Below are 22,527 nucleotides of genomic sequence, written 5' to 3'. Positions count from 1 at the left end.
CCTCTGGGCCAATTTGTCCCCGGCGGCAGGCAGGGCCAGGAACGGTGCCCAGCCCTGTGGACACGGCCGCCGTCTCAATGGCCAATACACGCCCGGTTGGGAGGCACCCGGCCTGGATTCCGGGTGCCCTGTGTGCACCCGACGGTCATAAAATAGCGCGCTTCGCGCGCAGAGTGCGGATCAGGCGCGCGTTGTTCATGGAGGGCGGACCGGCCTTTGCCGGGCCAGAAGAAGTGATCAAACGTGGTGTTGTCCTCACTTCTTAGGCTGGTGGGGTGCCTGATGCCGTCGAATACGTGATGGTCGTAGTTCCAAGGATGTCGCTTATGCGGCCGCCCTGGAAGTCCTGCGCCGTTCCATTGGGCACCGAGTAGATGTCGCTGGTTGGGTAGCCAAGGGCGCCCCGCTCAAAACCCGTGGACATCCAGGCCGTACGGATGGCTCCATATGATTCGTGTGTGCCGGAGGCCGGGGCGGAGACGATCGCACCGCCCTGGTAGTTCTGGTACGAGCCGCCGTTGATCAGGCCGGTTACTACTTCGGTGGTGGGGTAGCCCAGGACGCCGCCTTCGAAGCCCGTGGACGCCCAATCCGAACGGATCGGGCCGATCGATTCGTGTGTGCCGGAGGCCGGGGCGGAGACGATCGCACCGCCCTGGTAGTTCTGGTACGAGCCGCCGGTGATCAGGCCGGTTACTACTTCGGTGGTGGGGTAGCCCAGGACGCCGCCTTCGAAGCCCGTGGACGCCCATTCCGAACGGATCGGGCCGATCGATTCGTGTGTGCCGGAGGCCGGGGCGGACACGATCGCTCCGCGTTGGTAGTTCTGGTATGAGCCGCCGTTGATCAGGCCGGTTACTACTTCGGTGGTGGGGTAGCCCAGGACGCCGCCCTCGAAGCCCAGGGCCTGCCACTCCGAGCGGATGGGGCCGATCGATTCATGTGTGCCGGACGCCGGGGCGGACACGATCGCTCCGCGTTGGTAGTTCTGGTATGAGCCGCCGTTGATCAGGCCGGTTACTACTTCGGTGGTGGGGTAGCCCAGGACGCCGCCCTCGAAGCCCAGGGCCTGCCACTCCGAGCGGATGGGGCCGATCGATTCATGTGTGCCGGACGCCGGGGCGGACACGATCGCTCCGCGTTGGTAGTTCTGGTATGAGCCGCCGTTGATCAGGCCGGTTACTACTTCGGTGGTGGGGTAGCCCAGGACGCCGCCCTCGAAGCCCAGGGCCTGCCACTCCGAGCGGATGGGGCCGATCGATTCATGTGTGCCGGACGCCGGGGCGGACACGATCGCTCCGCCTTGGTAGTTCTGGTATGAGCCGCCGTTGATCAGGCCGGTTACTACTTCGGTGGTGGGGTAGCCCAGGACGCCGCCCTCGAAGCCCAGGGCCTGCCACTCCGAGCGGATGGGGCCGATCGATTCATGTGTGCCGGACGTCGGGGCGGACACGATCGCTCCGCGTTGGTAGTTCTGGTATGAGCCGCCGTTGATCAGGCCGGTTACTACTTCGGTGGTGGGGTAGCCCAGGACGCCGCCCTCGAAGCCCAGGGCCTGCCACTCCGAGCGGATGGGGCCGATCGATTCATGTGTGCCGGACGCCGGGGCGGACACGATCGCTCCGCGTTGGTAGTTCTGGTATGAGCCGCCGTTGATCAGGCCGGTTACTACTTCGGTGGTGGGGTAGCCCAGGACGCCGCCCTCGAAGCCCAGGGCCTGCCACTCCGAACGGATGGGGCCGAAGGACTCGTGAGGGCCGGTGGCCGTGGTCCAGATGATCACCCCGCCTTCGTAGTTTTGTTTTACCCCGCCGTTCACCAGACCACCAAGCTCGTCCGTAGTCGGATATCCCATCAGGCCGTTTTCGAAGTTGAGCGCGGCCCATTCGCTGCGGATGGGGCCCTGGGAGACGAACAGGCTCTGCGTGGGCGTCGAGATTACAGCACCTGACTGGTAGTTGCGGTAGTAGCCACCGTCACGGATTCCCGTCACGTCGCCGGTGGCCGTCCCAAGATTCCATTGGGCGGCCTTGGCATCCATCGCCTGGGCCAGTGTCAGGACTGTGATGGTGGAAGTGGCGGATTGAGTTGTACCTGTCCCGTACGTGGCCGTCAAGGTGGCAGTGTAGGTTCCGGCAGCGGAATACGTGTGAGTCGGGTCTTGCAGCGTGGAGGTCGCCGTGCCGTCGCCAAAGTTCCAGGACCATGAGGTCGGTGTGCCCGTAGAGGTGTCCTGGAATGCGACCGACAGTGGTACTGTCCCGGAGCTTGGGGTGGCAGTAAACGAAGCTACCGGGGTGGGGGTGGCCGGCGTAAGGGGCTCGTCCGAGAACCAGTAGCTCTTGGCGACGTCGTCGCTTGCCAACATGACAATGCCAGTCGTCGCGTTGACGCCCTGTTTGGTGGTGGTGACGTCATTGATGTTCGAGGAGGACGCTGCCTGCATGACGGGGTTTCCACGGCCGGAGGCGAAGACCGGGTTGTCCATGGAGGCAGTCTTCTCGTAGATGCTGCCGGCAACCCCGGAGTACGTGCAGCCACTCACGGAGGTCGGGGGGGCGGTCTGGAAAGCGTGGACGAGGTTGTTTTGGGTGTCCAGCACGATCTGGGGCCGGGTAACGCAGTCACCCGTCGTGGAGATGGTCGATTGCGTGAAGGAACCGGTGCCCGGCTTGAAGACAAGCAGTAGAAGCTGGGGCAATGTGGGATCCGACGATATGTCGTTGAGGCTTGTCTTCACGGCGGCAAAAACCCGTCCGCTGGGATCAGACTGGAGAGATTTGATGTTGAGGTGGTCATCAGCCTGTCCATTGCCCCTGATGGCGGGCTGCAGAGCCCACGATGAGGACGCGGTGGGCGAGGTCCCGTCCGTTCGCGTGGCCCACCAGACACTGCCGGTAAGTTGGTCGCTCCACATCACCCCAACCTTGTTCTTTCCGTAGGAAACCACGGCGGAAATATCATCAGGAGAAGGGTGCGGGTTGGAAACCGGGATGACATAAGGGGTGCCCCAGCCGGTGCCGCCGGGTGCCGAGTTGTTGACGTAGACCGTGTTGGTGAATCCGCTGGTGCTGTTGCCCGCCACCTGCGTCCACGTTGCCCAGACGGCGCCCGTGCTGTCCTCGTCAACGGTCATCGACTCGCTGCTGTTGTTCGTGATGACCACGGGAAATCCAGCGTCCAGGGTGTAATTCCCACCGGAGTAGCTGTACCGGTAAAGGTAAGCGGGCTGCCCTGCCACCGAAGGTACAGGGTTGGCATTCGTCGAAACACCAACAACATGCGACGCGATGTAGAGATGGGCCCCGTCCCAGAGGGCGTCTGCCAGGGTGCTGCCGCGCGCATCATTCAACACTCCTGTGTCCACCCAGCTGTGCGTAGCCCTGTCGAGGCGGTAGATGTGCCAGCCACTTCCGGTGGTCCACATATCCGCCCACCAAGATCCGTCATTCCACCACAACTTGCTCTGGGGCTTATCCGATGTGGGCGGATTGGCGACGCCGGCGTATGAGACGCCCTGGGTGCCGTAGACCGGATCGGCTGAAGCCGGGGGGGAACCAACGATGCCCGCTGCCACGATGAGAGCCGCAAGCACTGTCGAGGCCAACGATGTCAGAAAACGCTTGATCTTCACGGCAGGGCTCCTAGACGCCGGTTTCTGGCTGCTTCTCCGGACTTCCAACCTGAGCTTTCATCCGCCGCCAGGAAAAGCGCAACCAAGTAGCCCCAGACGGTATGCCCCACCGACAAACCAGCGCAAGCACATCCAGGGCTTCCTTTGCAAACCTTGAGCTTCAATCAGACGCACGAAAATCTCCGGCTTCGGCTGGCGGCGTCGCTTGGTTTTTCGGGGCCATCATTCTGAGCGTCCGTCGCCCACACCGGTCGTGCCCCAAAAGAGCGGGGATTTTGTCTCTTCCCAACCAATCGGTCCACGGTATTGGGATAGATGGAACACCTATCCCTACACAGAATTGCCAGCCTGAATCCCTGTACTTACCTACGGGCAACAGGATCAAGCGGTTAAATGCGAGTACTCCCTACTGGTGCCCTACCCTCAAGCGCGACCGTAACCTCGTTCCAAGAGCCCGGGTGGCTTGCGAACGAGCCTGGTGGGGGCCAGACCTCGAAGAACACGGCATAAGTCAGGAGAGGCTTGGAGGTCGGTGGAAAGGTGAGGAACTTGCCCGCTGTCGGTCTCAAACCCGTCACACGGCTAACCTGTGCCCGGCGGCCCGTGAGGGCCGGCCGGGACTATCCCGCGCCATCCCGGAACAATATTCCACTGAACGGTCTGGGCCGGGGCAGAGAGTGATATGGACAATCTACTCAACCTGAACATTCTGCAGCAGCCATTGCTTTACGCCTTCGACGCCACCAGTATTCTGGCGATCCTTTATCTGGTGCTGCGCCCAGTGCTCTTACCCCAGGCCGTCCGGAGGGGGCGTACTGGCGCCGCCAATCTGGGCCCGGTCCTGCGCGGCAAACAACCCTCCCGCCGTACCTGGCTCCTTACTAGCCTGACTGCCCTGGTGGCTGGCGCAGGCGCGGGGATACTTACCCTGGTCATCTGTGAGGGCTGGCTGAACGTCTTTGGCCTTCCGTTGGATGGCGACACCCGGACGTGGGTCATTCTGGCCTTCACCGCCGTCGCGTTGGCCTTGGTAAATTTGTGGCGCTCACGCTGGTGGCGGAAGATCCTGGCCGTCCTTTCCATTGTGGTCTTTCTTGCCACGGCTATCCTGGGAGTGAACGCCGACTACAGGCTCAACCCCACCCTCGGTTCCCTCCTCGGGGTGAACACAGGCCGCTTTCTGGCGCTCCCCAAGCACAATCCAGCCCCTGCAGAGGCGGCCGCGGCGCCGTTATGGCAGACCTGGAAGCCACCAGCCGGGATGCCGGCCATCGGGCGGACAGGCCCGGTCGCCATCCCTGCCACAGTCTCCGGTTTCCAGGCCCGCCATGCTTATCTTTATCTTCCCCCGGCAGCATTGGTCGCCAACCCACCGCCGTTGCCTATCATCGTCATGATGATGGGCCAGCCCGGGGGGCCGGACCAGAACCAATATGCTGTCGCCCGTTTGAATGCCATGGCCGCCAAGAACCATGGTCTCGCCCCCCTCCTGCTCACTGTGGACCAGTTGGGCAGTCCTTACCAAAACCCCGTCTGCGTCGATTCCCCCAGCGGCAACGTTTACTCATACGTCACCACCGACGTCGTCAATTTCATCCGCACGAATCTGAATGTGGCAAGTGGACGGGACAGTTGGGCAGTAGCAGGCTACTCAAATGGCGGCGAGTGCGCCTTGTCCTTCGCTGCTAAGAGACCAGAGCTTTTCGGCTCACTTCTCGACATTTCCGGTGAGCTGGAACCGGTCAGCGGCAGCGTCTAGGACACCGTCAAGACCATCTTTCGCGGCAACCAGGCCAGCTTCGTTGCGGAAGAACCGGCCACCATCCTGAAATCCCACAGCTACACCGACCTGGAAGCCATCTTCACCAGTGGCTCGGCGGACACCACGTATTCGCCGCAGGTAACAGCAGCAGCAGCAGATGCCAAAGCGGCCGGCATGACCACCTACAGGTTCATCGGGGAGTCAGTTGGCCACCGTGGAGATGCCGTCGATTACGGGCTGAAGGCAGGGCTTCCACTGCTGTTCCAACGCTTCGGCCTCACCGCGCGATGAGCAGTCCGGCCAAGTCCAGCGGCCCGGACCGAACGGGGTTTCGTGCCTTACCCGGTCGTTTCGGACTAGGGGCGCGCGGGGGCCAGTTCTTCGTCACCGTCAAACTGTTGTTCCTCAAGCTCCGGGCAGCACCTGTCACGCTCGTCTACCTGGTACTGCTCTGGGCTGTTACTGCTGTGACGCACATCCTGCGCGTCCTGGGCATTCCTTTCCGGGCGGCCCCCGGGGCGCTAGCAGCAGCCCCGTCTTCACTTTTCATTCGGCCCTGGTCCCTGGCGACCTCAGCCTTCTGGCTACCCATGCCCCTCTATTACGTCGCGGCGACAGTTACGGTGCTGCTGGCGGGGCTTCCTTTGGAGCGGCGGTTGGGATCTGCACGTTTTGCCGGCGCGCTGGCTGCCAGCCAGCTCGTGGGCATCATGGGGGCAGCGGGATTGGCTTGGGCGATCCACTCCACGATGGGCTCCTGGTCGTTTGTCCTGATGTCGGACCCCTACTTCGGTCCCACAGCGGCCCTCTGCGGTGCAGCAATGGCTGCGTCCACGACCATGCCGGTACTGTGGCGGCGCCGCCTGCGCATGGCGTTGTCCACCTTGCTCTTGCTTCTGGTGCTCTATGAGGGATCCTATGCCGACCTGGTGAGGATGTTCGCCGCCGCCGCAGGAATGTTCCTGGGTCCATTCTTCTTTGGCCGCCGCCCGGCGTTGGAGTGGCCCCAAATTTCCCGTCGCGAAGTACGGGTTTTGGTCGCCTTAGGGGTTGCTGCCTTCGCGATTGGACCGGTCATTGCGGGGCTGTCGCGGCATGCTCCCGGCCCACTCGCGGTACTCCGTCTTCTGTTCACGGATATTCATCCGGTAGATCCCCAGGCTCTCAAAAATGCGTGTGCCTCGGGCCCAAGGTCCGTCGAGTGCCAAATGCTGCTCCTTCAGCTGCGGGCCGGTGCGGGGGGTATATTCATGGCCATTCTTCCTTGCTTTCTGTTGCTGCTCATCGCCGAAGGGCTCCGGCGTGGACGCCGCTTTGCGTGGGGTTCCGCCCTGGTCGTTCTCGGATGCACGGCGGTTCTGGCTGCCGTGCATGCAGCCGGAGTGATCTGGCCCCATGCCCTGGGGAGTGCGCAGAACGACAACATGGACTTCCAGAGCCTGAGCCACATACACAACAAATTCGGCCTTGTGGCCACCCTGATGCTGCCGGTTGTGATGTTCCTGCTCGTCCTCGGATTACGCAATCTCTTCCCTGGCCGCGCCCCGTTGGGCACATACGCCAGGGTCAGCCGCATGGTCCTTATGCTCGGCACAGGGCTCGCGGTGGTCTACGTTGGGGCCGGGATGGCATTGTCGCCCGGCTTCGCTCCAGTCCCATCCCTCTATCAATTCCTGGCGGACGTGCCCGACCGTTTCCTGCCGCTTGGTTACACCTTGGACGTCCCTCCTGCGTTCTTCCCCCAAAGCACCGCCGCCGTCGTGCTTTATGAAGGCACCGGGATTGTCTTTTGGGCGCTGACCGGCGCCCTGGTGCTCCAGTCCTTCCTGCAGACGGCGCCCGGTCCGCACAGCCCCGACCCTTCGAAAGTGCGGACCATACTTCGCTCCGGGACTGGAACCCCCCTCTCCTGGATGACCACCTGGCCTGGCAACCGCTACTGGTTCACGCCCGAAGGCAATGGATATGTCGCGTACAGGGTCAACGCGGGTGTTGCACTGGCGCTGGGATCACCCGTGGGCCCGGCGGCCGACTACCGGACGTGCGTGGAAGGTTTTTCGCGCTTTTGTGACGAGAACGGCTGGACGCCCTGCTTCTACTCCGCCGACCAGGCCTTCTGCGACGAAGCGGCAGCAGAAGGCTGGGGGGCAGTGGAAGTGGCTCTCCAGACAGTCCTCCCACTGGCCGCGCTCAGCTTCACTGGACGACAATTCCAGCACATCCGTACCAGCATCAACCGAGCCCGGAAAGAAGGAATCCATACCGAATGGGTCAACTACGCTGAAGCGCCTTCGGGGATCCGGCAGCAGATCGACGACATATCCAAGGAATGGGTGGCCGACAAGAAACTCCCCGAACTGGGATTCACCCTGGGCGGGATCAGTGAACTCCGGGATCCGGAGGTCCGATGCCTGGTGGCACGGGACGTGGACGGGACGCTGCATGGCGTCACCTCCTGGCTCCCGTCGTACAGTGACGGCAGGATCATCGGTTGGACACTGGATCTCATGCGCCGGCGCCCGAACGGATTCCCGAACAGTATGGAACTGCTCATCGCCACGGCCGCCCTGACACTCCGGGACGAGGGCTACAGCTACATCAGCTTGTCCGGCGCGCCCCTCGCTGGTTCCCTGCAAGACAGCAACTTCGCCCCCCACACCACGGCCGTGGCACGCGTCCTCGACTGGTTGGGAAGCCGACTGGAACCCGTCTATGGGTTCCGCTCTTTGCTCGCCTTCAAAAGTAAATTCGCCCCACACTACGAACCGCTGTACTTGGTCTACAACGACGCTGCCGCACTTCCCAGCATCGCCAACGCAATCGCAACAGCCTACCTCGGCGAGATTTCCGGACTCCGACGGCTGGGCCTGGCTGGACAACTGCTGCTCCCACGCATCCCAGGAACGAATCGCTCTTCCGAATAACCTGCATCCAGGGGTACCTGCCCCAAAGGGCTGCTTCTCCGCGATACGTGCCAAGCATTGGTCGTGGTTTTGCCAAGTTTCCTGAGTCTTTACGCAGGGTTATCCGTGATCCGGCTAAATAGCTTTTTCCGGCTGTTAAAGTCATTCCGTTGGTCCTCTGCACTACCGGCCACCCGGTGTGTGTCGCGCGGCAAGGGCCTGCCGGGGATGTCCCGCTGCCAACCGGGAGAAGGATGCCATGCCCATAGCCGTGCTGACCGCCGTCGCTGCCATGGCCGTCGGTGGCGGCTCCACGTCCACGGCCAGCAAACAGCCGGCCGCCAAGTTCACGGCCGTCCCAGGGCAGTGGGCGGCCTTTCGGTGAGCGCCTGCGCTTGATCCGGACTTTTGCAGGAGACATCATCATCCTTCCCGGCGCAGACTCTAAGGCTGACTGGGGAGTCGGGAAGCCGAGAGGAGCGCACGTGCTCAAGGGAATATTCACATTTGAAACTTGCATGAACAGGGGGGCCGCGGGTCTCCTCCTGGCAGGAGTACTTCTTGGTTCTGCCATGCCGGCAGCCAACGCAGGGGATAAGCCCGTTGCGCCGCCTGGTCCTTCAGCTGTGCAAAAGTCGCCGGCCTCGGCGCAGGCCACTGACCAGTTCATCGTGAAGTTCAAGCCTCCCGCAGCCAGCAGTGCTGTAGAGCGGGGCAAGACCTATTCGAAGGCTGGCCGCGCTGCCTCCATTGATGTCAAGGAGGTAAAGACAGCGGCCGGTGACGCCAAGGTGGTGAAGGCCAGCCACAGGCTCAATGCCGACGAGTCCAAGAGTGTGCTGCAGAGCCTCGCTGCGGACGACAACGTCTTATCCGTCGAGCCCGACATTCTCATGCAGCCAACATCCACTCCCAATGACACCTACTACTCCCGGCAGTGGGGTTTGTCCGATCCCAACGTCGGAATCCGGGTCCCGGCTGTGTGGGACAGGACCACGGGAGCAGGCCAGGTGGTGGCCGTGATCGACACCGGCATTACGGCCCACAGCGACCTCAATGCCAACGTCATTGCCGGGTACGACATGATTGCCGACCCAGCGACTTCAAATGACGGCGACGGCAGGGACCCAGACGCATCTGACCCGGGAGATTACCGGATTTCGGGTGCCTGCGGCTCCGCCTCAACCTCCAATTCTTCCTGGCACGGAACGCATGTCGCCGGAATCATTGCCGCCGTGGCCAACAACGGAGAAGGTGTCAGTGGCGCCGCTCCCGGGGTGAAAATCGAACCCGTCCGCGCACTGGGTGACTGCGGCGGCTACCTCTCCGATATTTCTGATGCCATCACCTGGGCGTCCGGTGGGACCGTGACCGGCGTACCCGCCAATGGCAACCCGGCACAAACCATCAACCTGAGCCTTGGCGGGACGGCAGCCTGCAGCACCACATTACAGGCGGCCATCGACGGCGCCGTGAGCCGTGGTTCGGCTGTTTTTGTGGCTGCCGGCAACGAGAACCAGCTCGCCTCGAACAGCACGCCGGCGAACTGCAACAACGTCATCACCGTCGGCGCCACCAACCAGTCAGGCTCCAGGGCCTCATACTCAAATTTCGGCCCCGCAGTTGACATCATGGCTCCCGGAGGCGACACGGGGGCAGGTATCCTCTCCACGCTCAACGCCGGGACAACGGCTCCAGGGGCAGAGACGTACGGCTACATGATGGGTACGTCGATGGCGACGCCGATGGCCGCGTCGGTTGGCGCGCTCATGAAGGCCGCCGATCACTCCCTGACACCGGCCCAGATCAAGGCGAAGCTTGAAGAAACCGCCCGGCCCCTTCCCGGAACCTGCTCAGGGGGCTGCGGTGCCGGCCTCATCGATGCCTCGGCCGCCGTCGTCTATCCCCCCGCACCCGTGGCACCCCTGTCCCCGATCGCAGCCAAGGCAGCATCGCTGAACGGGGCCCTTGGAGCAGCGACGACGGGAGAGGTCTACGGACTCAAGGACAATGGGGCGTACCAGTGCTTCGAGCACGGATGCATCCTTTACTCGCCCGCATCGGGAGCGCACGTCTCAGCCGGCGCCATCCGTGACCTCTGGGCGGCGACAGGTTTTGAAGGGGGCGCCCTGGGATACCCGCTTACCGACGAAGTAGGCGGACTGCGTGACGGCGGTGTTTATCAGAACTATCAGGGTGGGGCCATCATTTGGTCGCCGGCTACTGGAGCGCACGTCTCCACAGGGGCGATCCGTGCGCTTTGGGGGGCGACAGGTTTTGAAGGCGGCGCCCTGGGATATCCGACCACTGACGTAGTAGGCGGATTGCGTGACGGCGGTGTTTATCAGAACTATCAGGGTGGGGCCATCATTTGGTCGCCGGCTACTGGAGCGCACGTCTCCACAGGGGCGATCCGTGCGCTTTGGGGGGCGACAGGTTTTGAAGGCGGCGCCCTGGGATATCCGACCACTGACGTAGTAGGCGGATTGCGTGACGGCGGTGTTTATCAGAACTATCAGGGTGGGGCCAGCATTTGGTCGCCGGCTACTGGAGCGCACGTCTCCACCGGGGCGATCCGTGCGCTTTGGGGGGCGACAGGGTTTGAAGGCGGCGCCCTGGGATACCCGCTTACCGACGTAGTAGGCGGACTGCGTGACGGCGGTGTTTATCAGAACTATCAGGGTGGGGCCAGCATTTGGTCGCCGGCTACTGGAGCGCACGTCTCCACCGGGGCGATCCGTGCGCTTTGGGGGGCGACAGGGTTTGAAGGCGGCGCCCTGGGATACCCGCTTACCGACGTAGTAGGCGGACTGCGTGACGGCGGTGTTTATCAGAACTATCAGGGTGGGGCCATCATTTGGTCGCCGGCTACTGGAGCGCACGTCTCCACAGGGGCGATCCGTGCGCTTTGGGCGGCGACAGGTTTTGAAGGCGGCGCCCTGGGATACCCGCTTACCGACGTAGTAGGCGGACTGCGTGACGGCGGCGTCTACCAGAACTATCAGGGTGGGGCCATCGTCTGGTCACCGGCGACCGGAGCGCACATCTCTGTCGGGTCAATCCGGGGGGAGTGGGCGGCAACAGGATTCGAGGGCGGACGCCTGGGATACCCGACCACCGATGAAGTCTCTGGACTGCGTGACGGCGGCGTTTATCAGAACTATCAGGGTGGGGCCATTATCTGGTCGCCGGCTACCGGAGCGCACTTCTCTGTCGGGGCAATCCGATCCATCTGGGCCTCGACAGGATTTGAATCGGGCCGGCTCGGCTACCCGACAAGTGATGAGTACCCCACCGGAAACGACGGAAGCGTCGCCCAAAACTACCAGGGTGGCGTTATCCACGTTGGTCCCAACGGCGCCTACATCTCCTGATGTAACCCGCAACAGTGAACTCCCGGCGGATTGGGTCTTCGTTGCCCACGGCAGATCTTCCATGACCCGCTTGCCCTCGGCATTACGCGGGGGAGGTACAACCGGTACGGCAGCCTCGCCGGTCACTCTTGGTCTTATTGCCGGCAGCGACGGTTTTGGGGCTCACCGTTCGCTAGCTCCGGCCCCGGCACCGGCGAGGACTGGAATGCCGCTGGGGTCCCATCTTGGACGTGTGAATAAGTGGCTAAAGGGCCTTCCACCTGCTGTGGGTGGGCTTGTACGGTTCCTGGAAACTGTGGGGCCGAGGGTCAGTAGCCACTGGGGAAGCTGTAGGAACTGGGAATTGTTGCAGGCGCGGGTCCGTGGACCAGCAGGATTTCGTCGTGGGATCGAAGCGGCGTGTCTTTAGGGTCACCTGGCTGCTGGGTCCCGTTGACGTAGACCTGCCAATCGCCGGTGCTGGAGTGGGCGCTTCCCGGGGTGCTGTCTTTCCCGTCCAGGACACCCCACTCGGTAAGAACCTGACCGAGAGTGTAGGTAACACCAGCGGTAGGTGCTTCGATGTGGATAATCCCGGAGGGGTCGTGGGTGTGCAATGCGGAGATCCCGTTGGGCTGTCCGTTGGAACCGAAGCTGAAGCCGATGTCAGCGGGCACGGGTACTGCGTGACCATCGGAGATCACATCCAGGTGGGCGTGGATGTGCTCCGCGCTGCCTTCTGCAGAAAGGACGTCAAGCCCCGCGGCTTTGATGCCGGCTGCCCCGTTGGCCGGCAGAAATGCCCATCCCGAGGTGGCCGTGGGGCTCTGTTGTCCCGGGGTGGATGAGCCCGTGCTGGAACTCTCCTTCGGAGCCTCAGCGGAGCAGGCCGCCAGGCAGAGGGTCAACCCCGTGAGAGCAATCGGCACGGCGGTCTTGATATTCAAGGTTCAGGGCTCCTTCGTCGGGGTTCCAGCTTCACTTTACCGGCCCCTTCATCAACACTTTGTCCTTGTCTGGCACCGGCAATCGGGCAATCATCAAAGGAATGGGCCGCCGATGCTTCGACGGCCCTCGACGAACTCGGAACGAGGACTAAAACTGTGGTTGTTCAATCCAAGCCCCAAAATGAGCGCACTGTCCTGATCACCGGAACTTCGAGCGGGATTGGCCGGGCCACGGCATTCGCCGCTGCAAGGTCTGGTTGGCGGACCATAGCAACGATGCGTGCGCCGGAAGGGGTTGACGCGCTTCGCGCGGAAGCGGCGGATGCTGGAGTTGAGCTGGACATTCGCCTGTTGGACGTCACTGACGCGGCCACCATTGAGCGGGAATCCAATTACTGCCGCAACACCTACGGCAGGCTGGATGCGCTGATCAACAACGCGGGTAGTGCAACCGTCGGATCCCTTGAGAGCCTGGAGATGAAGGACTTCCGTGACGCGATGGAAGTGAACTACTTCGGGGTCGTCGCCACGACACGGGCGTTTATGCCACTGCTCAGGGAGAGTGGCGGCCGGGTTATCACCATCAGTTCCGTGGGGGGAGTTGTTGGGCAGCCGTTCAACGAGGCGTACTGCGCCGCCAAGTTTGCAGTGGAGGGCTTCCTGGAAAGCCTCCAGCCGGTAGCCAAGAGCGCCGGAGTTGGTGTCTACATCATCGAACCCGGCGCGGTGTCCAGTGACTTCGTTGCCAATGCCGGGATGGATACTGGGCGCATGCTCGCTGCCGCAGGCCCCTACGAATCAGCCCTCAAGGCCTACCTTGAGCGCACACGACGTCAGTTCGCCAGTGCCAACGCACAGGTGCCGGAGGACGTCGCCAACGTCGTTCTGGAGACGTTGCAGGCAACGTCTCCAGCCTTCCGGATCCAAACATCCAAATGGGCCCGCGACTTTGTCGCCACAAAGCTCAACGACGTCGACGGCGGCCGGGTCACCTCAATGACAGCAGGATGGGTGGGGCTGCCTGCACCGGCCTCTGAGGAACATGGTGCCCGCGCTCAATGAGGCGGGACGGCTACGGGCAACCTCATGGCGTTGGCACCCACGCAGCCGGGTGCAGGTGGCTCCTGGCGGTAGGTCTGCGGAAAGGGAATCCTAGGAACGGCCCTGCAGCGCTGCCCAGGCCTGGAAGCCGCCGATGAGGTCGGTCGCGCGGGTAAGGCCCAGCCGTTGGAGGGTGTGGGCAGCAAGACTGGAGCTGTAGCCCTCATTGCACACCACCACGATCCGCCGGGCGTAGTCGTCGGCAATAGGGAGCCGGTGGGCGCTGGCGGGATCGAGCCGCCATTCGAGAACGTTGCGGTCAATGACCACCGCTCCCGGGAGGTCGCCGTCGCGGTCGCGCTGGTCGATGGGGCGGGTGTCGACGACAAGGGCGCCGGCTGCCATCTCCGCGCCAAGGTCCGAGGGGTGAACACGCTCGAGTCCCAGTCGGCTCTCAAACAGCAGGTCGTCGATCGTCGGAGTCCTGGGCGAATCGCCCGGATGTGCAGCGTTCTGGTTCACCGCGCCACCGTCGTCAAAGCTGTGATCCTGCTGCAACCTTCGCCTCGCTTTGCTGTTGATTAGTTAGCCGTAACGGCGTGCGGCGTGCGATGCAGAAGGACCTGCACCTGCTCACCGTCCGTCGCTGCCCACCGTGCGCAGTCGGTGGACCAACACCATAACGCCAAGCCCGAGTCCGGACGCAACTCCGAACAGGACCAGCGTGGCCGTGGCGCCCAGCGTTTCAGCGCCCAGGCCAAGAAGCGAGGCACCCACTGGGGTGCTGCCGATCAGCAGAAGGACGAAAAGACTCATAATGCGTCCGCGGAGCCGGTCCGGCACCAGGCTCTGCAGTCGCGCGTTGACTGTGGTGGTAAATGTTGTGCCGCTCAGTCCGGCGAGGAACATCAGGGCAAGACTGAGTGGATAGGACGGAGACATCCCCAGCCCGGTAAGGAAGACCGCCAGCAATGCCCCTGAAACGACGATCCTGTGTTCCGTCGCACCGCCAAAGACCACCAGGCCTAACCCTGCAACCAATGACCCAACACCCAGGGCCGACATGAGGGCCCCAAATCCATCCGGACCGATGCCAAGCAGCCGGTCTGCGATCAGCGGTCCAGCCACGGGCCAGTTGAAACCCAGAGTCCCTACGATGGCCAGGCTTCCGAGGATGAAGAACACAGCCGGCGTCCGGAACGCGAACCCCAGGCCCTCCCGCAGCGCACCCAGACCCTTGGCGTTCTCCCCATGGACCTTGCGGAGCTCTGACCGGCGCATGAGGACAAGGGCCAGCAGGGATGCCCCGAAGCTTGCGCCATTGATGAAGAAAACCGCGTAAGCGGGCAGTTGGGCGACAGCCACTCCACCCAATCCTGAACCGATCATCCGCGTGGCGTTGAACTGGACACTGTTCACGGCCACTGCATCTGCCGTCAGGGAACCACCCACCATTTCGGCAATGAACGCCTGCTGGGCTGGATTATTGAATGCATTGGAAAGACCCAGCGCGCCAGCAAGAACGGCCAATTGCCAAATCTCAGGTGTTCCTCCCAGGAGTAAGAAACCGAGCACAAACGCCTGCAGCGCCGCCAATGACTGGGCAGCCAGAAGGATCTTCCACTTCGATATCCGGTCTGCCACCACCCCCGCCGGAAGCACAAACAGCAACATCGGCAGGAACTGAAGCGTTGTAACCAAGCCCAGAACCGCGGCTGACTTGCTGATCGTCAGCACCAGCCAAGCCATCGCGACTGTCTGCATCCATGTCCCGGTTCCGGACACGAGCTGGCCAGTCCAGAACAACGCGAAGTTCCGCTCGTGCAGGGCACGGAACATGTCGCTGACCCTGCGTCGGCTGCCGACAGCTTCCTCCACGGGCGGGGAACCGGAGACGTCATCGGACACGCCTCCAACTCTCGCATTCCGCAGTCACCCCGGCCAGAGGCCAACGACCTCCCTCCAAAGACCGGGCCAGCACACACATCCCGGGCGGTGTGACCGCACGGGCGCCAATGCTGCTGCGGCACGCACGTGCACAGTTGGCTGGCCTGGTACCCGCCGGTCCGCTGGCGGGTCCGGGAAGGGAAGGACACGCCCACGGTTGACCTGTTGCTTTGGGCAAGCTTCGGGATATGCTCCAGAAATGGCACCGCGAAGTTTTCTTCAATGGCCGGTCGTCCGTCAGCTGAGTACGGGGGATCTGCTGGGCCGTGGGCCCGCAGTCACCTCGGCCAAGACCAAGGCCATCGTCCCGCGCACAGCTACTGCTGACCGCGTCGTCCAGAGCGTGTGTCCGTACTGCGCAGTCGGTTGCGGGCAGCGTGTCTACGTCAAGGACGAAAAAGTCGTCCAGATCGAGGGCGATCCGGATTCGCCCATTTCGCGCGGCCGGCTGTGCCCCAAGGGCTCTGCCAGCGAGCAGCTGGTCAATTCACCCGGCCGCCAGACCAAAGTACTTTACCGCGCGCCGCGCTCCAAGGAGTGGGAGCACCTGGACCTGGCCACCGCCGTTGAGATGGTGGCGGACCGGTTCATCGAGTCGCGCCGCAGGACCTGGCAGCAGGAAGACGACCAGGGCCGGCTTCTTCGCCGCACCATGGGCATCGCCTCGCTTGGCGGCGCCACCCTGGACAACGAAGAAAACTACCTGATCAAGAAGCTCTTTACAGCCGCAGGGGCGGTGCAGACCGAGAACCAGGCCCGCATATGACACTCCGCCACGGTTCCCAGTTTGGGAGCCTCGTTTGGACGCGGTGGTGCAACGCAATCACTGCAGGACATGGCCAACGCCGACTGCATCGTCATCCAGGGGTCCAACATGGCCGAGTGCCATCCCGTGGGATACCAGTGGGTGGCGGAGGCTAAAGCCCGCGGAGCGAAGGTCATCCACGTGGACCCACGGTTCACGCGGACCTCAGCCGTCTCGGATAAGCACATTCCCATCCGTGCAGGCTCTGACGTGGTGCTCCTTGGCGCGCTTATCAACTATGTCCTTACGAATGACCTGTGGTTCAAGGAGTACGTCACCGCGTACACCAACGCTGCCACGCTGGTCCACGAGGACTACCGCGACGCCGAGGACCTTGGCGGGCTGTTCTCCGGGTTCGACCCGGAAAAGGGTGCCTACGACAACTCGTCCTGGGCCTACGACGAAGCCGAGGACGGCGCCATCGGCGAACCGGCCGGCCCGGAACACGGTGCCGAGGCTGGAGCCCGGGCCGCCGGCGATGCTTTCGGCAGCGGCGGGCCGGCCCTGGAACACGCCGAGGTGCTGCGGGACGACTCACTCCAAAACCCCCGGACCGTCTTCCAGATCGTGAAGCGGCACTACGCCCGCTACACCCCGGAGATGGTGCGCGACATGTGCGGCATCAGCGAAGCGGACTTCGCCTACTTGGCGAAGGCCATCACGGAGAACTCCGGCCGCGACCGGACCACCTGCTTCGCCTACGCCGTGGGATGGACGCAGCACTCCCTCGGGGCCCAGTTCATCCGGGCTGCGGCCATCCTCCAGCTACTGCTGGGGAACGTGGGCCGCCCCGGCGGCGGGATCATGGCCCTGCGCGGCCATGCCAGCATCCAGGGCTCCACTGACATTCCGACGCTGTTCAACCTGCTGCCCGGGTACCTGCCCATGCCCAGCGCCGGCCGCCACGACACCCTGGAGGAGTACCTGGCGGCCAACGCCTCGAAGAGCCAAAAGGGGTTCTGGGCCAACGCCGACGCGTACACCATCAGCCTCCTCAAGGCGTGGTGGGGTGACGCGGCGACCGCGGACAACGACTGGGCGTACGACTACCTGCCCCGGCTGACCGGGGCGCACGGGACCTACGAAACCGTGATGAGTATGCTGCGGGACGAGGTGGAAGGCTACTTCCTGCTCGGCCAGAACCCGGCGGTGGGCTCGGCCCACGGGCGGATGCAGCGCCTCGGCATGTCCCACCTGAAGTGGCTGGTGGTCCGCGACCTGAACATGATCGAGTCGGCAACCTGGTGGAAGGACGGTCCGGAGATCGAATCCGGGGAGCTCCGCACCGAGGACATCGAGACCGAGGTCTTTTTCCTGCCGGCGGCGACCCACGTGGAGAAGGCCGGGTCCTTTACCCAGACCCAGCGGCTGCTGCAGTGGCGGCACCAGGCGGTGGCCCCGCCGGGTGAGTGCCAGAGCGAACTGCAGTTCTTCTACGAACTGGGTAAACGGATTCAGGAGAAGCTGGCAGGCTCGGACGACGAACGGGACCGGCCGCTGTTGGACCTGACGTGGGACTACCCCACGGACGAGCACGGCGATCCGGACCCGGAGGCGGTGCTTGCCGAGATCAACGGCCGTCACCTGGCCGGTCCGGATGCCGGCAAGCCACTTTCCGCCTACACCGAACTCCGTGCCGACGGTTCCACGACGGCGGGTTGCTGGATCTACACCGGCGTCTACGCCGAGGGGATCAACCACGCCGCCGACCGGAAGCCGGGCCAGGAACAGGGCCCCGCGGCAACCGAGTGGGGCTGGGCGTGGCCGGCGAACCGACGCATCCTGTACAACCGCGCGTCCGCTGACCCGGCCGGCAAGCCGTGGAGCGAACGCAAGAAATACGTCTGGTGGGACGAAGATCAGGGTAAGTGGGTCGGCGACGACGTCCCCGACTTCCCGCCGAACCTCGCCCCCGGCAGCAAACCCGACCCCTCGGTGGGTGGACCGGCCGCGCTCAGCGGGGATGATCCGTTCATCATGCAGGCCGACGGCAAGGGCTGGCTGTTTGCGCCTAAGGGCCTGGTGGATGGGCCCCTTCCCACCCATTACGAGGCCCAGGAATCACCCGTGGCGAACGCGCTGTATCCGCAGCAGCAGAGCCCGGCACGCCTGATGTTCCCCCGGAAGGACAACCTCAGTGCGCCAAGCGCCGGCACCAATGGCGTGGACGTCTATCCGTACGTCTTCACCACGTATCGGCTCACCGAGCACCACACCGCAGGGGGGATGAGCCGTTGGCTGCCTTACCTGTCGGAGCTGCAACCGGAGATGTTCTGCGAGGTCTCGCCGGAGCTGGCTGCCGAGCGGGGATTGGAGCCCTATGGGTGGGCAACGATCATTTCGCCGCGCTCCGCCATCGAGGCGAAGGTGCTGGTCACTGACCGGATGCGGCCCCTGGCTGTTGGTGGCCACACGGTGCATCAGATCGGGCTGCCCTACCACTGGGGCGTCGGCAGCAATGCCGTGGTCAGCGGCGACGCGGCCAACGATCTGCTGGGTGTGACGCTGGACCCCAACGTCCAGATCCAGGAGTCCAAGGTGGCCTCGTGCGACATCCGTCCGGGCCGAAGGCCGCGCGGGAAGGAACTTCTCGACCTGGTTGCTGAATACCAGGTCCGCGCAGGAGTCACTACCGAGACCGGCAACCAAACGGTCACTGATCCCGCGGCGGAAGGCATCCATCCCGCCCCGGGTGACGCCGGCCCGGCCGATGGCGGTCCGCGCTGATGACCGTCACCGCCACAGCCTCAACCGAAGCACAGACCGCCCCGCCCGGATTCCGGCTGCCCACAGGCAGCGTTCCGGCCGCCGACCAGACGTTGGAGAACTAGATGGGCCAGCTGTCCGGACCGACCGACCCCACCGCAGATGCCCACTGGGAGCACAACCATCCGCGCAAGGGGTTCTTTACTGACACTTCTATCTGCATAGGCTGCAAGGCCTGCGAAGTTGCCTGCAAGGAATGGAACCACAACCCGCAGGACGGAAACCTCGAACTGCTCGGTTCTTCCTACGACAACACTGGATCACTGGGCGCCAGCACCTGGCGGCATGTGGCGTTCGTTGAGCAAGGCCAGGATCGCATTGCCGAGGCCCGCGAGTCCGGAAGGGCCCTGGTCAGTCTGGGCATGCCCCGCATTGGCCCTCCTGCCCCGGCAGGCTCCGCCGCGACAGACCTGGCAGGGGCGGATACGACGCCCCCGGACACGGCGGACTTCCGGTGGCTGATGTCCTCGGACGTCTGCAAGCACTGCACCCACGCCGGCTGCCTGGACGTTTGCCCCACCGGGGCGCTCTTCCGCACCGAGTTCGGCACTGTGGTGGTCCAGGACGATGTCTGCAACGGCTGCGGAACCTGCGTCGCCGGGTGCCCTTTCGGCGTCATCGAGCGCCGGAGCAACGGCACCGTCAAGGTGGCCACCAGCAGGGAGGAACAGCACGCCAAGCACCCTTCCGTTCCCAACGAGGGCATCGCCCAGAAGTGCACCCTGTGCTACGACCGGCTGGTGGCGGACGAGACGCCCGCCTGCGCCAAGGCGTGCCCGACGACGTCCATCAAGTTCGGCGACCACGACGACATGGTGGACACGGCCCGGGAACGGGTGGCCACGCTGCACGCGCAGGGCATGACCGAGGCGAGGCTTTACGGCGCGAACGAGCACGATGGCGTCGGCGGTACCGGATCCGTCTTCCTGCTGCTGGATGAGCCCGAGGTGTACGGGCTTCCGCCGGACCCCCGGGTCCCAACTGCCGACCTGCCGCAAATGTACAAGCGGGCAGGCATGGCGGTGGCGGGCATGGCCGCGGCCGCAGCACTGGTTTTCCTGGGAGGACGGGCGTGACCCTTTCCGAATTCGACAACTTCCGGCCGGCCGAGCCCGCCCGGCGCCGCCGGCAGGGCGGCAAGCCCGGGATGCGCCGCCGCCGTGACAACGGCGACGGTTCGCGTGAAATGCCCATGGTTCCGGAGCCGGAGTTCACCTCGTATTACGGCCGTCCGGTGGTCAAGCCGGCACCGTGGGGCGATGACGTTGCCATCTACCTGTTCCTGGGCGGCGTGGCGGCCGGTTCGGCGCTGCTGGGCCTCGGCGGCCAGCTGACCGGCCGGCCGGTACTCCGCCGGAACGCCCGCCTGGGCGCCTTGGCGGCAGTAAGCGCCGGGGCCGTTGCCCTGGTTAAGGACCTGGGCAGGCCGGAGCGTTTCCTGCACATGCTGCGAACCTTCAAGGTGACCTCGCCGATGAGTGTGGGCTCCTGGATCCTCAGCGCCTTCAGTGCCGGGGCGGGCGTCTCGGCAGTAGCGGAAATCGACCGGATGAGCGGAAACAGGCTGCCGCTGGGACCCTTGCGCAAGGTGCTGCAGGCTGTCGAAGGTCCCGCGGGTGTTGAAGCCGCCGTGTTCGCCGGCCCGCTGGCGGCCTACACGGCGGTGCTGCTCGGCGACACCGCCACACCCACATGGAACGCCGCCCATGAGGAACTGCCTTTTGTCTTCGTGAGTTCCGCGTGCCTCGCTTCGGCAGGGCTCGCCATGGTCACCACACCGGTGCGCGAGACTGGCCCGGCCCAGAAACTGGCCGTACTCGGCGTCATCGGCGACGTGGTGGCCATGAAGGTGATGGAGCGCCGGATGGACCCGATCGCAGCCGAGCCCCTGCACCAGGGCAAGGCAGGCGCCATGCTGAAGTGGAGCGAGCGGCTGGCACTCGCCGGCGGCCTGGGAACCTTGCTGGGCGGCCGCAACCGCGTCGCAGCTGCTGCTTCAGGCCTGGCTTTGCTGACTGCATCCGCACTGACCCGCTTCGGCGTGTTTGAAGCAGGACTGGCTTCCGCCAAGGACCCGCGGTACACGATCGAGCCCCAGAAAAACCGGCTCGCGGCCCGCCGCGCCGCCGGTGTTACCGGCGACGCAATCACCACCGGCAGCTGAGCAGCCGGCGCTTTTCAGCGGATCTGAATGCCCTGCCCCGCAGTGGTGTGGCCGATGACGGGGTGTCCGGGCAGCTCGCCGACCACCAGCAGGCCGCCGGAGGTCTGGGCATCGGCCAGCAGCAGCAGGTCGTCCCCGGTGATGCCCGGCGCCGCCTCCAGGTGCGGACGCACCCAGTCGAAGTTGCGCCGGGTCCCGCCGGACACAAAGCCGTCACGAAGCGCCTCGCGGGCTCCCTCAATCACCGGCACGGCCTTCAGGTCTATCACTGCGCTCACTCCAGAGGCCCGGACCATCTTGTAAAGGTGGCCCAGCAGGCCGAAGCCCGTGACGTCCGTCGCTGCCCGGAGCCCCGCGGCCACCGCCGCCTCGGAGGCGTCGCGGTTGAGGGCCGCCATCGTCTCTATCGCCTCGGCGAAGACCTCACCGGTCGTCTTGTGCCGGTTGTTGAGAAGCCCGACGCCGATCGGCTTGGTGAGCGTTATGGGCAACCCCGGCTGGGCCGCGTCATTGCGCAGCAACCGGTCGGGATGGGCCACGCCGGTGACAGCCATGCCGTACTTTGGCTCCGGATCGTCGATGGAGTGGCCGCCAAGAACGGGGCAACCGGCCTCCAGCGCCACACTCAGCCCGCCCCGGAGGACCTCCGTCATCAGTTCCATCGGCAGGACATCACGGGGCCAGCCGACCAGGTTGATGGCCGTCACCGGCCTGCCGCCCATTGCGTAAATATCCGAGAGCGCATTGGCGGCAGCGATCCGGCCCCAGTCAAAGGCGTCGTCGACAACGGGGGTGAAGAAATCGGCAGTGGTCAAAACCGCGAGGTCATCGCGCACCAGGACGGCGGCGGCGTCATCGCCACTGTCCAGGCCAACAAGCACCTCTGCACCGGGCTGGCCGATCAGCCCGCGGACTGCGTCTTCCAGCTCTCCGGGCGGAATTTTGCAGGCACAACCCCCGCCATGCGCGTAGCCGGTGAGCCGGAGCGTGCCGACGGCGGCCTCTTCGAGTTGCTGGACTGACGACTGTACCTCATTCACCCGCCTAGCGTACCCCTCAAGCCAACCCTGCTATATTGAGGCGCGGTGGCGTCCGGGTCCTGGTGGGCCCCCCGGTCTTCAAAACCGGTGAGGCTGAGCATCTCGGCCTGGCGGGTTCGATTCCCGTCCGCCACCGCCAACTTTCGGCTGCGAATGCCGCGATAT

Annotated in this window: 13 protein-coding genes and 1 tRNA gene; 9 read left to right on the top strand and 5 right to left on the bottom strand. The window is 64.3% G+C overall.

Features of this window, described 5'->3' with window-relative positions:
- Positions 1-262 precede the first annotated feature (262 nt).
- Positions 263-3,634 carry a PKD domain-containing protein gene (locus VXJ37_RS03280; protein ID WP_331321625.1) on the bottom strand — a complete coding sequence of 1,124 codons (3,372 nt, stop codon included), beginning with the start codon at positions 3,632-3,634 and terminating at the stop codon, positions 263-265.
- A gap of 682 nt (positions 3,635-4,316) precedes the next feature.
- Here VXJ37_RS03280 and VXJ37_RS03275 point away from each other — a divergent pair.
- The 4 genes from VXJ37_RS03275 (at position 4,317) to VXJ37_RS03260 (ending at position 11,673) form a co-directional block, all read left to right on the top strand.
- Positions 4,317-5,393, top strand: coding sequence for an alpha/beta hydrolase (locus VXJ37_RS03275; protein WP_331321624.1), 1,077 nt, complete (start codon positions 4,317-4,319; stop codon positions 5,391-5,393).
- 401 nt (positions 5,394-5,794) lie between these two features.
- On the top strand, positions 5,795-8,320 hold the full coding sequence (locus VXJ37_RS03270) for a bifunctional lysylphosphatidylglycerol flippase/synthetase MprF (protein WP_331321623.1): 2,526 nt from the start codon (positions 5,795-5,797) through the stop codon (positions 8,318-8,320).
- A gap of 238 nt (positions 8,321-8,558) precedes the next feature.
- Positions 8,559-8,684 (top strand): hypothetical protein, encoded by a 126-nt coding sequence (locus VXJ37_RS03265; protein ID WP_331321622.1) that lies wholly within the window; start codon positions 8,559-8,561, stop codon positions 8,682-8,684.
- 187 nt (positions 8,685-8,871) lie between these two features.
- Complete coding sequence (locus VXJ37_RS03260; RefSeq protein ID WP_331321621.1) at positions 8,872-11,673, top strand: S8 family serine peptidase; 2,802 nt, start codon at positions 8,872-8,874, stop codon at positions 11,671-11,673.
- A 308-nt stretch (positions 11,674-11,981) separates the two neighbouring features.
- Here the strand turns inward: VXJ37_RS03260 and VXJ37_RS03255 are convergent, their stop codons facing one another.
- Positions 11,982-12,599 (bottom strand): hypothetical protein, encoded by a 618-nt coding sequence (locus VXJ37_RS03255; RefSeq protein ID WP_331321620.1) that lies wholly within the window; start codon positions 12,597-12,599, stop codon positions 11,982-11,984.
- 156 nt (positions 12,600-12,755) lie between these two features.
- Between VXJ37_RS03255 and VXJ37_RS03250 the strand changes: the two genes are divergently transcribed.
- A complete protein-coding gene (locus tag VXJ37_RS03250; protein ID WP_331321619.1) occupies positions 12,756-13,661 on the top strand; it encodes an SDR family oxidoreductase in 906 nt (301 codons plus the stop codon).
- Positions 13,662-13,751: 90 nt separating this feature from the next.
- On the opposite strand, the gene VXJ37_RS03245 is transcribed toward VXJ37_RS03250, so the two are convergent.
- A complete protein-coding gene (locus VXJ37_RS03245) occupies positions 13,752-14,162 on the bottom strand; it encodes a rhodanese-like domain-containing protein (RefSeq protein WP_331321618.1) in 411 nt (136 codons plus the stop codon).
- Between the two features lie 111 nt (positions 14,163-14,273).
- Entirely contained in the window at positions 14,274-15,548 is a 1,275-nt protein-coding gene (locus VXJ37_RS03240) for an MFS transporter (protein ID WP_331321617.1), read from the bottom strand.
- 238 nt (positions 15,549-15,786) lie between these two features.
- Between VXJ37_RS03240 and fdh the strand changes: the two genes are divergently transcribed.
- The 3 genes from fdh (at position 15,787) to nrfD (ending at position 21,322) form a co-directional block, all read left to right on the top strand.
- Positions 15,787-19,119 carry a formate dehydrogenase gene (gene fdh / locus VXJ37_RS03235; protein WP_331321616.1) on the top strand — a complete coding sequence of 1,111 codons (3,333 nt, stop codon included), beginning with the start codon at positions 15,787-15,789 and terminating at the stop codon, positions 19,117-19,119.
- Positions 19,120-19,223: 104 nt separating this feature from the next.
- On the top strand, positions 19,224-20,234 hold the full coding sequence (locus tag VXJ37_RS03230) for a 4Fe-4S dicluster domain-containing protein (RefSeq protein WP_331321615.1): 1,011 nt from the start codon (positions 19,224-19,226) through the stop codon (positions 20,232-20,234).
- A complete protein-coding gene (gene nrfD, locus VXJ37_RS03225) occupies positions 20,231-21,322 on the top strand; it encodes an NrfD/PsrC family molybdoenzyme membrane anchor subunit (RefSeq protein WP_331321614.1) in 1,092 nt (363 codons plus the stop codon). The genes VXJ37_RS03230 and nrfD overlap by 4 nt, the downstream gene beginning before the upstream one ends.
- Positions 21,323-21,336: 14 nt before the next feature.
- On the opposite strand, the gene selD is transcribed toward nrfD, so the two are convergent.
- Positions 21,337-22,362: a selenide, water dikinase SelD gene (gene selD / locus VXJ37_RS03220; RefSeq protein ID WP_331321613.1), complete on the bottom strand. Its 1,026-nt coding sequence runs from the start codon at positions 22,360-22,362 to the stop codon at positions 21,337-21,339.
- 44 nt (positions 22,363-22,406) lie between these two features.
- On the opposite strand from selD, the gene VXJ37_RS03215 reads away from it, so the two are divergent.
- A tRNA-Sec gene (locus tag VXJ37_RS03215) sits at positions 22,407-22,501 on the top strand.
- Positions 22,502-22,527 lie beyond the last annotated feature (26 nt).

This window comes from Pseudarthrobacter phenanthrenivorans (assembly GCF_036455295.1).
GTDB classification, from domain to species: Bacteria; Actinomycetota; Actinomycetes; order Actinomycetales; family Micrococcaceae; genus Arthrobacter; species Arthrobacter phenanthrenivorans_C.
The sequence above is the reverse complement of the archived record's forward strand: the minus strand, read 5'-3'. Positions and strand labels throughout refer to the sequence as shown.

Excerpts from the sequence above, each read along its gene's own strand:
- VXJ37_RS03230 (WP_331321615.1), top strand. The coding sequence starts at position 19,224 with ATGGGCCAGCTGTCCGGACCGACCGACCCCACCGCAGATGCCCACTGG.
- VXJ37_RS03260 (WP_331321621.1), top strand. The coding sequence starts at position 8,872 with ATGCCGGCAGCCAACGCAGGGGATAAGCCCGTTGCGCCGCCTGGTCCT.
- VXJ37_RS03265 (WP_331321622.1), top strand. The coding sequence starts at position 8,559 with ATGCCCATAGCCGTGCTGACCGCCGTCGCTGCCATGGCCGTCGGTGGC.
- VXJ37_RS03275 (WP_331321624.1), top strand. The coding sequence starts at position 4,317 with ATGGACAATCTACTCAACCTGAACATTCTGCAGCAGCCATTGCTTTAC.